Source organism: Chitinophaga sp. (assembly GCF_036569185.1).
In the GTDB taxonomy this organism is placed as follows: domain Bacteria; phylum Bacteroidota; class Bacteroidia; order Chitinophagales; family Chitinophagaceae; genus Chitinophaga.
This window is the reverse complement of record NZ_DATCRD010000233.1, coordinates 1-12,392: the sequence shown is the minus strand read 5'-3', so window position 1 is coordinate 12,392 and position 12,392 is coordinate 1. Positions and strand designations below refer to the sequence as shown.

The 12,392-nt window shown below is 46.7% G+C and carries 11 protein-coding genes; 4 read left to right on the top strand and 7 right to left on the bottom strand.

Translation table 11 applies throughout. The features are described 5' to 3' along the window. Positions 1 to 44: 44 nt before the first annotated feature. Positions 45 to 503 carry a DUF962 domain-containing protein gene (locus tag VIM72_RS17525; protein WP_332004124.1) on the top strand — a complete coding sequence of 153 codons (459 nt, stop codon included), beginning with the start codon at positions 45 to 47 and terminating at the stop codon, positions 501 to 503. Between the two features lie 4 nt (positions 504 to 507). On the opposite strand, the gene VIM72_RS17520 is transcribed toward VIM72_RS17525, so the two are convergent. The 5 genes from VIM72_RS17520 to VIM72_RS17500 form a co-directional block, all read right to left on the bottom strand. Beyond that, positions 508 to 1,080 (bottom strand): hypothetical protein, encoded by a 573-nt coding sequence (locus VIM72_RS17520; protein WP_332004123.1) that lies wholly within the window; start codon positions 1,078 to 1,080, stop codon positions 508 to 510. Between the two features lie 137 nt (positions 1,081 to 1,217). After that, positions 1,218 to 2,795 (bottom strand): DHA2 family efflux MFS transporter permease subunit, encoded by a 1,578-nt coding sequence (locus VIM72_RS17515; RefSeq protein WP_332004122.1) that lies wholly within the window; start codon positions 2,793 to 2,795, stop codon positions 1,218 to 1,220. A 171-nt stretch (positions 2,796 to 2,966) separates the two neighbouring features. After that, positions 2,967 to 4,097 (bottom strand): HlyD family secretion protein, encoded by a 1,131-nt coding sequence (locus VIM72_RS17510; protein ID WP_332004121.1) that lies wholly within the window; start codon positions 4,095 to 4,097, stop codon positions 2,967 to 2,969. A 27-nt stretch (positions 4,098 to 4,124) separates the two neighbouring features. Then, the gene (locus VIM72_RS17505) at positions 4,125 to 5,486 is read right to left on the bottom strand and encodes a TolC family protein (RefSeq protein WP_332004120.1); all 1,362 of its coding nucleotides are present in this window, start codon (positions 5,484 to 5,486) and stop codon (positions 4,125 to 4,127) included. Then, a complete protein-coding gene (locus tag VIM72_RS17500; protein WP_332004119.1) occupies positions 5,476 to 6,108 on the bottom strand; it encodes a TetR/AcrR family transcriptional regulator in 633 nt (210 codons plus the stop codon). Before VIM72_RS17500 ends, VIM72_RS17505 begins: the two co-directional genes overlap by 11 nt. 275 nt (positions 6,109 to 6,383) lie before the next feature. On the opposite strand from VIM72_RS17500, the gene VIM72_RS17495 reads away from it, so the two are divergent. Further along, entirely contained in the window at positions 6,384 to 6,863 is a 480-nt protein-coding gene (locus tag VIM72_RS17495; RefSeq protein WP_332004118.1) for a hypothetical protein, read from the top strand. 193 nt (positions 6,864 to 7,056) lie between these two features. Here the strand turns inward: VIM72_RS17495 and VIM72_RS17490 are convergent, their stop codons facing one another. Continuing rightward, positions 7,057 to 8,016 (bottom strand): hypothetical protein, encoded by a 960-nt coding sequence (locus VIM72_RS17490; RefSeq protein ID WP_332004117.1) that lies wholly within the window; start codon positions 8,014 to 8,016, stop codon positions 7,057 to 7,059. 188 nt (positions 8,017 to 8,204) lie between these two features. Here VIM72_RS17490 and VIM72_RS17485 point away from each other — a divergent pair, with 188 nt between their 5' ends. Together VIM72_RS17485 and VIM72_RS17480 are read left to right on the top strand one after the other, a co-directional pair. Next, positions 8,205 to 9,635, top strand: a complete 1,431-nt coding sequence (locus tag VIM72_RS17485; protein WP_332004116.1) for a HAMP domain-containing sensor histidine kinase — start codon at positions 8,205 to 8,207, stop codon at positions 9,633 to 9,635. 4 nt (positions 9,636 to 9,639) lie between these two features. Beyond that, positions 9,640 to 10,332, top strand: coding sequence for a response regulator transcription factor (locus tag VIM72_RS17480; RefSeq protein ID WP_332004115.1), 693 nt, complete (start codon positions 9,640 to 9,642; stop codon positions 10,330 to 10,332). A 279-nt stretch (positions 10,333 to 10,611) separates the two neighbouring features. On the opposite strand, the gene VIM72_RS17475 is transcribed toward VIM72_RS17480, so the two are convergent. After that, positions 10,612 to 12,392: hypothetical protein (locus tag VIM72_RS17475; protein ID WP_332004114.1), on the bottom strand; the 1,781-nt coding region annotated here is incomplete at its 5' end.

Genomic DNA, 12,392 nt, shown 5'->3' with positions numbered 1-12,392 from the left:
ATTTAACGTATTTTAATAGTAGCACTTTATAAACCGCCACCGCTATGAGAACAATCCATCAATGGCTGGACGAGTACGGCAGCAGCCACCGTAACCATACCAATAAACTGATCCACTGGATTTGTGTGCCCGCTATTTTCTTTAGCATTGTTGGTTTTTTATATGCCATCCCCCTGCCCATTGGCGTGCACGCTTATATATCAGTGGCGCATGTAGCGTTACTGCTGCTGATCATTTACTACCTGCGCCTCTCCCCTTCCCTGGCGGGAGGGATGCTGCTGATCGGGGTGATATGCTTATGGCTATGGAGACTGATAGCGGCTACCCCACTGGTGATATGGCAGGTGGCGTTGTTTATTTTTGTACTGGCCTGGATAGGACAGTTTATAGGCCATAAAATTGAAGGGGCCAAGCCTTCCTTTTTCAAGGACCTTCAATTCCTGCTCATAGGCCCGGCATGGCTGCTGAGCTTTATCTATAAAAAAGCGGGCATCCGCCTTTAAGGTATCAGGTGGCAGCGGCAAGATACAACCGCAATATATAACTCATTTCATAAAGGATAAATGCAATTACCAGCGCCCCGTGAAAGGTGCGGTTGCTGATCCTGATAGCCATCAGGCAGAGGATAATATGCAGGATATTGCGGATGGGGTATTCTATCCCGAAATGATGAAAATAATCGTGCCCTTTTATCAGCGTGTCCACCACATCTGCCATAAACGAAAATCCCAGTACGCCAAAGAACCATTTCCGTCTTGAATAAAAATAATCCTGGTAACCTTTATAATCTTTCAGGTCATCAGGGTATAGTAATGCACAAAGCAGGAAGAAAGTAGTAATAAAGGAGATGATAAAGATATATTCCGGGAAGGTCCATTTTTTAAGCGCGTGCAAAGGCATCTCCCACCACCAGAAATGTACCAGCAGTATAAAGATATAGGCTACCCATGAAAGATGTATCCAGTAAGGCTTTTCCCGGTTAGGATGCTGAATGAATTTAGCGGTGCCTTTAAGCAGGTGCGCAATGCTGAGGCTCAGGATAAATCCTATTACCATTCTTACATGGCCGAATGTTTCCATAGCGGGGCGTTTCCATGAATTTAATTCATTGCGCCTTAAAAAACAAAAAGCCCCGATTAAGATCGGGGCTTATTTACCTAAACCTACAACTGTTACACTGTTATTGCAACAATATTTTATGTTGAAAACTATTTCCGTTAGTGCATAGCAGACGGATCAAGTTTCGGTGCTTTCTTCGCTTTTACCATCAGTACAAATGGCACACAGATCAGGAAGAGTATGCCCAGGTACAGGAATACATCCATGTACGATAAAGTAGCGGCCTGTCTGCTAACAGTATAATCCAGTAACTGGTATCCGCTGTTCAGCGCTTTATGCGGATCCATTCCTTTGGCCCCAAAAGTGTGTTGTAAATTGTTTACCCGGTTAATGACATCCGGATCATTCACATCCAGTTTAGCTACCAGGTCGCTGCGGTGCATCATATTGCGGCGGGCCATGAAGGTAGTGATCAATGCCACCCCAAAGGAACCTCCCAACTGACGCATCATACCTGTGAAGGCCGCCCCCTGGCCGATTTCCTGGCCTTTTAATCCAGACAATGATAAAGTGGTAATCGGAATGAAGAGTAATCCCATACCTACCCCACGTACAATCAGCATCCAGAAGAAGGCATCTGAGCCGGTATCAGCCGGCGTAATGATTTTATACCCCCAGAAACAGAACACAAAGAACAGGAACATCCCGCTGGCTACCATGTATTGTTGTGGGAAGCCTTTTCCCAGCAGCGTACCAATCAGTGGCATCATGAAAGCCGTAGTTAAGGCGGCAGGAATCATGAGCATACCAGACTGGGTAGCGGTCCATCCCAATGAACCTTGCGTGTATAAAGGAATAATAAACGTAGAGCCGTATAATCCAAAACCCATGATAAAGGACAGGACGGTACCTACCCGGAGATTCCCGTTTTTCAGTACCCTCAGTTCCACGATGGGATTCTTGTATGTCAGCTCACGCCAGATGAAAAAGAACAATGCCAGTGCGCTGGTGACGCTTAATGCCGTAATAGTGGGATCATTAAACCAATCGTCTTCCTGTCCGCGCTCCAGCACAAACTGCAGGGAGCCTACCATTACGGCCAGTAGCCCGATTCCGAGGAAGTCGATTTCACTCATGCCGCGTTTTTCTCCATATTTCGGGCTACGTACAAACTGCAGAGTAAGCAGGGTAGCAATAACGCCGATGGGTATATTAATATAGAAGATATAAGGCCAGGAGTAATTATCGGTAATGAAACCACCTAAAGGAGGTCCTAAGGTTGGACCAATGATCACCCCTAAACCATAGATGGCCTGGGCAATACCGCGTTTTTCGGGCGGGTAACTTTCGGTGATAATTGTTTGTGAGGTTACCAGCAATGCACCACCTCCTAAACCTTGTATGAAACGGAAGATAATCAACTCCCACATACTGGTGGAGTTACCACAAAGGAAGGAAGAAGCGGTGAATATGATGATGGAGGCCGCAAAATAGTTACGGCGACCAAATTGTTGTGATAACCAACTGGTCATCGGTACAATGATTACGTTACCAATGGCGTAAGCTGTAACCACCCAACCAATTTCACTGAGCGTGGCGCCCATGTTACCCCGCATGTCATTCAACGCCACATTTACGATAGTGGTGTCCACTATCTCCAGCAACGCGCAAAATATAGCGGTGATGGTGATAATCACCCTGCGCGAGCCGTATTCTATCAAGGATTCTTGTTGCATGCAGCACTTGTATTTTGAATGAGTACAATTTTACCCGGAGTTAATAATTAATGTCGGACATGATCCTTTCTGTTAGGTTTCCTTTGATTTATCGATTACGCCTGTCTGTTAATTATTAGTATGGTTTCCATTAATTATTAACTCCGGATGAGTTGTTATTCATGTATATGATTAGTTGAGATGCACATCTACCAACACGTTCATACCCGGGCGCAGCTGTTTTACCACTTCGTCGTTCGGATTATCGAACTCGATTTTAACCGGTAAACGTTGTACCACTTTCACGAAGTTACCAGACGCATTATCCGGAGGTAACAGCGCGAATTTAGAACCTGTAGCCGGGGAGAAGGAAGTAACTTTCGCTTCCAGTGCTTTTTCAGGATAAGCATCGATATGTACAGTTACCTTCTGACCCAGTTTCATTTTATCCAGCTGTGTTTCCTTGAAGTTGGCCACTACCCATGGAGTAGTGCTCAGTACTACGCTGAACAATGATTGTCCTGCTGTAACAAACTGGCCTGGTTGCACATAGATCTTTGACAGCACGCCGTCTTCCGGGGCGAGGATCACGGCATAAGACAGGTTCAGTTTTGCATCTGCCACATCGGTTTCACGTTGTTTGATACCTGCATTGGCAATATTGATCTGCTTGGAGGTAGCACCGCTCTGGGAAGCCACTACATGTGTCTGACGGCTGGCGGCAGCTTTTTGTTGGGACAGTACATCGAGCTGACGTTCAGCAGTTTGTTTGGCGGCAGATGCCTGCTCAAATTCCTGTTGGGTGATAGAGTGATCTTTGATCAGGTTAGCATAACGCTCGTAATCCTGGCTGGCTCTCCAGAGGTTTACTTTGGCAGCTTCGATCTGTGCATCAATAGTGCTGATCTGTGCCTGCGCGGTGCTGATACCTGCTTCTGCCGCTACAGTGGAAGCCTCAGCCGCACCCAGGTTAGCCTGTGCTGCATAAAGGGCGTTTTCTGCCGCCTGCACTTTAAGGGCCAGGTCGCGGTCGTCCAGCACTACCAGTGTATCGCCTTTCTTCACAAACTGGTTATCTTTCACTCTCACTTCTTTCACGTAACCGGATACACGGGGTATAACAGGGCTTACATTGGCATCTATCTGTGCGTTATCTGTTTCTTCATGATGTTGGGCATGAATATATTTAGTGATACCAAATGCACCGCCACCAAGCACCAGCACTGCCAGCACTATGACGAACCCTTTACTTTTCTTTTTAGGTGCGGTTGTTTCCTGCATGTTTATATTGTTAGTAGGTTTTGTTTGTGTTTGCGTTTCCACGGCTTTGATATTTATTGGTTTGTGGTATTATTTATTGTTGGATTCCAGTAAACCGGCTGACTGTAACAGTTTGTTGTAAGCTACCAGTGCATCGGCCTTTGCATACGCATAGTTGAGATGCGCCTGCAAATTTGCTACATCAGCATCCAGCAGATCAGTGGTAGTAGCCAGGTTGTTGTCATGCTTATTCTTCGTAATCCGGTAATTTTCTTCTGACTGTTCTATCGCCTTGATATAAGTATCCATTTTCTTATGGCTCAGGAGGTAGTTTTCGTAAGATTGATATACGTCGAGATGAATACCATCTATGAGCCTGGCCTCATTGGCCTGTACTTCCGCCAGTTGCGCTTTTGCGTAATTTACTTTTGTGCCTGTTTTCCAGAGGGAAGAGAGATTATATTTTAAACCCACACCGGCAGTCACCGCATTGGTGATAGTTACCACGTTAGGAATATAAGCCGCCACGTATCCGCCGGTTACAGCGAGTGACGGGAAATAATCCGCCTTTGCTCCTTTGATACCGGCATTGGCTGCTTTCTCACGGGCGCCCAGTGAAGCCGCATCTTTACGGTTTTGATAAGCCAGCTGCTCAAACTCTGCCACACCGCGGCCATCTACTTTATCATCTACTTTAAAAGCGGTGCTGTCTACCTCAATTACTGTATTATCGGGCAGGCCCAGCATGATATCCATATTGAGGTTGGCAATTTTCAGGTTGTTTTCGGCATCCATCAGTGCCACCTGGTAATTGGATTGCTGCAGCTCTGCTTTTAAGAGATCGTTACGGGCAAGGAGACCATTCTTTTCCTTATTGGAAAATTCCCTCACTCTTTCATCCGACTGGCGGATGTTTTCCTGCACCAGTGCTACCGCAGCTTTTGCTTTATAAAGATTGCTGTAGGCAGCGATGGTATTCTGTATCACATCTTCACGGTCTTTATCTACATCCAGGCGGGCGGCTTCTGCCAGGTAACGGGCAGATTCCTTACCACTCTGGAGTTTTCCACCGGCAAAGATCGGCAGTGTTACATTTGCCATTCCATATGCAGCCTGGTTCACTTTGGGGCTTTCGGTTTTGGTTCCTCCGTTGTTATCATCACCCATTTTCAGTTTCAGGTCAAGATTCGGTTGTGTAAGCCTGAGATAAGAACCTGAAATGCTTACATCCGGCAACTGGCCTTCATTGGCTTCTTTCAGTGAGGCGGTGGCCTGTTCTACCTTTGCATGGCTCACCTTTAATTGTTTGCTGTTTTGTATACTCAGCGATATGGCTTCATTTAACGAAAGCGGTTTTACGCTCTGTTGTGCGGATGCTGTCTGAAAGAAAAAAGCCAGCAGGATTCCCGATGCAAGCGCATATAATCGTGTGTATATGCTTTTAGAATTCATGTTTTAGGATTGCTTTAAACAATTTTTTTAAATGTGTACTTACTCTGTTTTTCAAAAACTCCCTGTATTCATCGTCGTTCAGATCTGTCGCCCCGGAGCTGCTTCTTAATATATGCTGGGCAGGTATTACCTGGTGAATAGTCCCGAATAAAGTGGTCATCAGCATTTCCACATCCACATCTTTATAAAAGATGCCGGCCTCCTGGGCCTGTGTAACGATGGGGCGCATCAAACCGAGCATTTCTCCTTTCAGTTGCCAGATAAGATCCCTGATAGGGCTCTGCTGGCTGTTCAGCTGTTCGCGGCTCATAATGCACTGGAAATATTGCTCTCCAAGCATTTTATTAACGAACCGGTCGATCAGGCTGTTTATTTTCTCCAGTGGCTCCATGGTATCGTTCTCCAATAATTCATTGATGAACTTCCGGGAAGCCTCCATCCTGTATTTGAAAATAGTTTCCAGCAATTTGTCTTTCGAACCAAAATAATAGGAGATCATGGCGATGTTCACATCTGCTTCCTGTGCTATATCCCTTACCGATGTGCCATGAAAGCCCTGATCGGCAAATAGCCGCTCTGCAACCTTTAAAATCGAGAGCTGTTTTTCACTATATTCTTCCATGTTCCTTTTTATAAATTTGACAAAGCAAAATTAAACAAACGTTTGATTTAAACAATCGTTTATTTAATCGTTTGTTTAAATTTTATTTTATTAATATTGTATATAGTTGATAATCAATTTAATGCTAAAAAATTTTAAGCCATTTTTAATATTTCTTAATAATAGGGTAACCTAAAAGAGGAAAATCTTACCAGTTATAAGGTTTTTATAGCGGATTTTTTTAATTTAAGGAGATATGTAGCGCTCCGTTTTTTTCTTATATAAAAACAAATCACATGCGTGCTGATTTCTCTTTTCCGGGTGCCGTATTACTGGCCGGTCTTGTTACTGGCACCCTGGATATCCTATCCGCATTTGTATATTTTTCGATTGCCAGTCATGGCCAGCCGGTGAGCAGGGTCCTGGTATACATTAGCAGCGGCGTATTTGGGAAAGCGGCGTTTAATGCCGGGCCGGCCATGATCTGGTGGGGACTGTTGTTCCATTACCTGATTGCACTGGTATGGTCGTTCGTTTTCTTCCTTATTTACCCGAAGCTGCCGGGCCTCCGCAGGCATCCTGTGGCAACAGGAATTATCTATGGGTTACTGGTATGGTGTGTAATGAACCTCTTGGTGGTTCCGCTTAGCCAGGTACCGCATGGGCCGCTGCGCCTGGTGAACTCCGTTATTAATATGGCTATCCTTATAGTCATGATCGGGATACCGCTTTCGCTGATGGCAGGTAAGTATTATGATGGAGGCAGGCATAAATAATAAGTGCCCTGCAGTATAAATGGCTTCATAAGTGTAGTTACCCCAGCCTCCCCGCAGAAAACTTTTGTAATTCCCGGCCGGGGCCTAATAGGCTGTTGATACGGCGCCCGCACCTACCGGGAGAGTTCCGGCTGGCCCCAACTTCCGGATCTACATGGGGCCGTTTTCCACAAGATGTAACGGCTTGCCTTCATCATTTGTATTTTACACCCGGAAAATCCTTCTGCGCCTGCCGGAACTGCAACTCCCATTCATCGGGCCAGCCAAAGGCAATAGTTGCCTGGGGTTTAAGGTTCACCCCTGCGGCCCCGCTCCAGAAATGGATGAATTCCCCCCAATTCAAATCACGCGTATAGGCGTTACCGTTACGGGGGAAATTTGCGGCCAGCAAGGTGAAGAAATTGTTCAGCACTTTAGCGCCGCCATATTGATGATACACCGGGTAAAACCAGTTTTTAAACCACTGTGTTCCCGGCCGCGGAAAATTGTCGGATCCTTTCATCTGCATGTCGAACCAGCGCTGCGCCTCAGTATCCCAGCCAAGTGCGCGGTACACGTCGTACTGGTAAATCTCCATCCATTTGCTGTCTTTCCATATCGGGAAAGCCGGGGAGCCATGCACTCCTTTGGACGCCCCTTCTACAATATGCCCTACCTCGTGTACAGCCGCATCCAGGTTCCAGCCGGTGGGGCTTAACCAGTCGCCCTCGTGCCCTACGTCAATTACATTGCGGTAGTCGTGGCTTGCATCAAAATAAGTAGACGGGTGCCCGCCCGCATATTTGCCGGTATGCAGCAGTACAAACAGGCGGTTATCCTTTCCAAAGGCGCCATAGGTCCGGGTAGTGTAGTTCCATACTTTCGTTAGCAGGGTATCCGGCCAGGTAATGGTTCCGGGCGTTTCTTTGTCGTAGTACACGGATATGGAGGCATTGCTGAATACCCGGCGCATCTCCTGCCGATGCTCAAACCAGTGTTCCTGCCAGGTGGGAGGCGGCGTAGCAGCGGTATCAGTTACGGAGTTGTGGCATGTAGCGGCGAGCACATCAGCCACACCCGTCTGCGCCGGACCAGCGATACATTGAAACCCAAAAGCGGCTATGGCAATAAAACTGCCCCCGGCCGGCAATACATGCCTTGAATATCTCTTCATACAGGGATTTTATAAAAAATGCTAAATCGATTTTCCAATAGAAAAAAAGTAGTATCTTACTGGTGAAAATAGCCAACAGGAATCTAATCAATTTTAAAAAATCCCTAACGGATTGTAAACAGAATTTAAAAGCATTGGGGCAGGCGTTAAAGAAGAGGAAAAGTCAACCAAAAGTAACAAAGCGAAGCATGAGGCATTCGATCAAGCTGTATATCCTGACAGCGGTTATCTGTATTATCGCATTGGCTATTGTACAGTTTTTCCTGATATATAATACCTATCAGTTGCTGGACAGTCGTTTTAACTACGTGGAAAAAGGAAGGATCGGCGAAGCCTATAACCTGGCTATTGCCAACGATAAACTGTTCCCAGGCGGACAACCACTGCTTGACAGCATCATAGTGCCGCAATACCCTTACCTGGAACAGCTGTATAATACTAACCGCCACGGTTTCGATACCGCTTCACAGCACCTGGTGAACCGCATCATCCTGGAGTTGGTAAAACATGAAAATACCGACAGCATGCTGAAAGCCATTAAAGCCAATGATGGTATCAAAGATTCCCTGCTGTTTGCGTTGTGCATACACCGGCTGGATATCAAGTTCAAAGACAGCCAGTACGTGAACGTTTATAACCGTTTTAAAAAATACCCGCTTATCCCGGCCAGCAGGCAAAAAGAGATGGGGCTTTTTATTTGCGGTAACCTGCAGCAACTGAATGAAAACAGCGCGGCCTCCTCCCTGGTAGCCAGTTCTCCCCTGCCCTATTCCTATTCCCTGTCGTTTTCCTTTTATGCCGATCCCTATAACCGCCGCACACTGGTGCTGCAGCAAATGAAATATACCATCCTCCCCGGCTTACTTACCCTGCTGGCAGTGATTACGCTTTTTGCCATCACCCTGTTCAAATGGATCCGGCAAAAACATTTGTCGGATATGAAATCTGATTTCATTAACAACATTACCCACGAATTTAATACGCCTATCACGGCCATTATTGTCGCCAATAAAAATATTCAGAATGAAAAAACACTGGATAATAAACAAAGCGTTACCGCATTGTCTGAAATCATTCACCGGCAGGCGGAACGGCTGAAGCTCCTGGTGGAAAAAGTGATCAACATTGCCGCCACGGAAAAGCTGGCGCTCAAAACCACTACCACTGATCTGAATGAACTGATCAGAGGCATATTGGCGGTATACAGTTTAAATACCATGAAGCAGGCTATCCGCTTCGATTTTCACAGCGGTGGCCACCCGCTTATGATAGAAGCGGATGCCTTTCACTTCACTACCCTGCTTCAGAATATACTGGACAATGCCGTGAAGTACAACGACCAGCCGGAGAAAATCATTACCATCACCACGCTGCGGGAAAAAGAAACTATTGTATTAATTATACAAGACAACGGCATTGGCATGAACACTGCTACCCTCCGCCATATCTTTGAAAAATTCTACCGGCACCAGCCTAACCTGTCCAGGCCCACCAAGGGCCTGGGGCTGGGGCTTTACTACGTTAAACAATGTGTGGATGCACATGGCTGGACCATAAAAGTGAACAGCGAGCCTGGTGCAGGCAGTACTTTCGTAATTACCATACCTTCAAAAATATAACGCTATGAAACATCACATTCTGCTGGTAGAAGATGAAACCGATCTCGGTAACGTTGTGAAACAATACCTGGAGCTGATGGATTTCACTGTCGACTGGCAACAAAACGGCCGCGCGGCGCTGGAGGCTTTTACTGCTACTCCTGCTGCCTGGCATATTGTACTGATAGATATCAACCTTCCTGAAATGGATGGCTTTGAACTGGCGCAGGAACTGGTAAAGATACAACCCAATGTTCCGTTCCTTTTCCTGACGGCGCGTGGTGAAAAGAAAGACCGGCTGTATGGTCTGAAAATAGGAGCAGACGATTACATTGTAAAGCCCTTTGATGTGGATGAACTGGTGCTCCGCATCAAAAATATCCTGAAAAGGAACCAGACCGTTAACAGCATCTCTGCAGGCAATGCCATTGAACTTGGCGGCATGCGTTTTCACAAAGATTCTCTCAAACTCACCGGCAACGGGAAAGAAACTATTCTTACGCCACTGGAAAGCGACCTGCTGTTGCACTTCTATCACAACAGCAACAAGGTGATCCGGCGGGAAGATATCCTTCACCAGGTATGGGGAACGAATGATTATTTTGTAGGAAGAAGTTTAGATGTATTTGTATCCCGCTTCCGCAAATACTTCCAGGGGAATGAAAATATCAGTATCCGCAATATTTACGGAATCGGGTTCATGTTCAGTCTTACCTGAATAAAAAAGGGCGGGCGCTACATCGCTTAAGGGCCCGCCCCTGCACATCTCGGATTATCTACAAGATGTTATGCCTGTTTATCAACCGTATCTTTATCATCGTCAGTTATGGGAAAAACAAATACAGGAGGGCCTTGCCGCTATAGGTGTTTTTCATAGTGATACATAGTTAACAGGGGTGACGAAAAAAAGTTCACCTGCCGTTGATTGTCTTCATAAAAAAAGAAATGGACCGGATATAAATTATACCCGATCCATTTCTTTTTTTATGCAATCAGCTTATTTCAGCGAGTTGATCCAGGTAGCGATCTTCACCGCATCTGCCTGTGGAACCTGCGGGAACGGAGGCATTGGCGTAGCATAGCCAGGCCAGTTTTCCGGCTGTGGATTTTTTATCAGCGCCAGTATTTTGGCAACAGAGTAATTCCTTTTTGCTACATCACGGAAACCTGGTCCCACCTGCTTTTTATCAGGATTATGACAGGAAGAACAGGTGTATTTGTTCAGCAATGGCTTCACCTGCTCGTAGGTCAGCGCTTTTGCAGGAGCCGCCTTTGCCGCTGTGGAAGCTGCTTTCGCGTCTGCTATTTTAGTAGCAGTAGTAGCAGGTTTAGCCGCAGAGTTTTTAGTGCTCAGTGCAGATACCGCCAGTTTAGCGCCATCAGGGATGTTATTCAGCGTATAGTACACATCAGGATGTACCAGTGAATAGGAATTTTCCTGGGTACGGATACCGTTCAGCGACAGCTTATGAATATAGTACTGACGCAGCCCGTCGACCACCAGGCGCACCTTCATCCCATCAGGAGATACCTGAACACCTTTAATAGTAAGCTTCTCCGTGTTAACGGTAGGGCTTCCATACACCGGGTGGTATTTATAGATAAAGCTTTCCACGTTGTAAGAAGCAATATCTTCTGCATACTTTTTATCTACCGGTAAAGTGAAGGTAATTTCAAATCCATCGGGCATGGCGTTTACCGTTCTCATTTCAAACGGTATTTTGTTGTTCCATACCAGGCGTTGCAGGCCCTGGTTGGCATCGCCGGCAGAGCCCCATCCACGGTTGGTTTCACCTACAAAGAGGGAACCGTCTTTACCCCAGGCTAAACGCAATACGCCCGACTGGAAGCCGCTTCTGAAATCCCAGGCAGCGCCCTGGTATTCGCCATTTACTTTCTCAAGATAAACCCTTACAATTTTACTTTGCCCCTGGTCGCCGATCAGCACCTGTTTGGCAAACGGGCCAAAAGTTCCTTCGGGAATAGTAGTAAGCTGTGCATTGGAGATCCCTAAAACACCGTGTGGCAGCCAAACAGCAGGCAACTGTACTTCAGGGAAATATTTCTTCATATCAAACAGCGTCACAAATTTTTCGTTCTCTACGTTTTCCGGTTTGATAGCGCGGCCATTGGCATCCCTGCGGAAACGCGGGTCTACTTTGGCGTAAAGCTCTTCCGTAGTGAGCTTCACCGGTGAGTTGGGCAGGTTAGTCCAGCGCAAACCAGCCGGGTGGCCCACAAAGCTGCCTTTTTTCACATGGGTTAAACCACCGGAGCCCATCCAGTCGCCCTGGTTTTCTGTATAGAACAACTCCCCATCAATGGTGCCGAGTCCGCAGGGAGAGCGGAAACCGGTGGCCCATGGCTCCATCTTACCGTCTTCTGTGATGTGCATCATCCAGCCTCTCCAGGGCACGCGGCTTTCACCGCGCCACCATTCTTCATCGCCAAAGGCAACGTTGCCGGAAACAAAGAAGGAACCGTCGGTACCCAGTACAGGGCCGAAACTGTATTCATGATAGTGACCGGATAAAGGCCATGCGTATACGGTTTCAAACAGGTCCATTTTACCGTCCATATTGGTATCGGTCATTTTGGTGAGCTCGCCGCGCTGTGCACAGTAGAGGGAACCATTCTTATAGGCCAGTCCCAGTACCTCATGCAGCCCGGACGCTACTTTCCTGAAGTAGGGCGATTTGCTGGTAGGATTCTCTACTATAAATATATCGCCGCGGCGGGTAGCTACGCCCAGGTCGCCGTTGGGCAGGGTACATAAGC

What these genes read in the sequence shown, in the direction of transcription:
- VIM72_RS17495 (WP_332004118.1), top strand. Translation starts at nt 6,384, where the DNA reads ATGCGTGCTGATTTCTCTTTTCCGGGTGCCGTATTACTGGCCGGTCTT.
- VIM72_RS17500 (WP_332004119.1), bottom strand. Translation starts at nt 6,108, where the DNA reads ATGGAAGAATATAGTGAAAAACAGCTCTCGATTTTAAAGGTTGCAGAG.
- VIM72_RS17515 (WP_332004122.1), bottom strand. Translation starts at nt 2,795, where the DNA reads ATGCAACAAGAATCCTTGATAGAATACGGCTCGCGCAGGGTGATTATC.
- VIM72_RS17480 (WP_332004115.1), top strand. Translation starts at nt 9,640, where the DNA reads ATGAAACATCACATTCTGCTGGTAGAAGATGAAACCGATCTCGGTAAC.
- VIM72_RS17485 (WP_332004116.1), top strand. Translation starts at nt 8,205, where the DNA reads ATGAGGCATTCGATCAAGCTGTATATCCTGACAGCGGTTATCTGTATT.
- VIM72_RS17490 (WP_332004117.1), bottom strand. Translation starts at nt 8,016, where the DNA reads ATGAAGAGATATTCAAGGCATGTATTGCCGGCCGGGGGCAGTTTTATT.
- VIM72_RS17520 (WP_332004123.1), bottom strand. Translation starts at nt 1,080, where the DNA reads ATGGAAACATTCGGCCATGTAAGAATGGTAATAGGATTTATCCTGAGC.
- VIM72_RS17505 (WP_332004120.1), bottom strand. Translation starts at nt 5,486, where the DNA reads ATGAATTCTAAAAGCATATACACACGATTATATGCGCTTGCATCGGGA.
- VIM72_RS17525 (WP_332004124.1), top strand. Translation starts at nt 45, where the DNA reads ATGAGAACAATCCATCAATGGCTGGACGAGTACGGCAGCAGCCACCGT.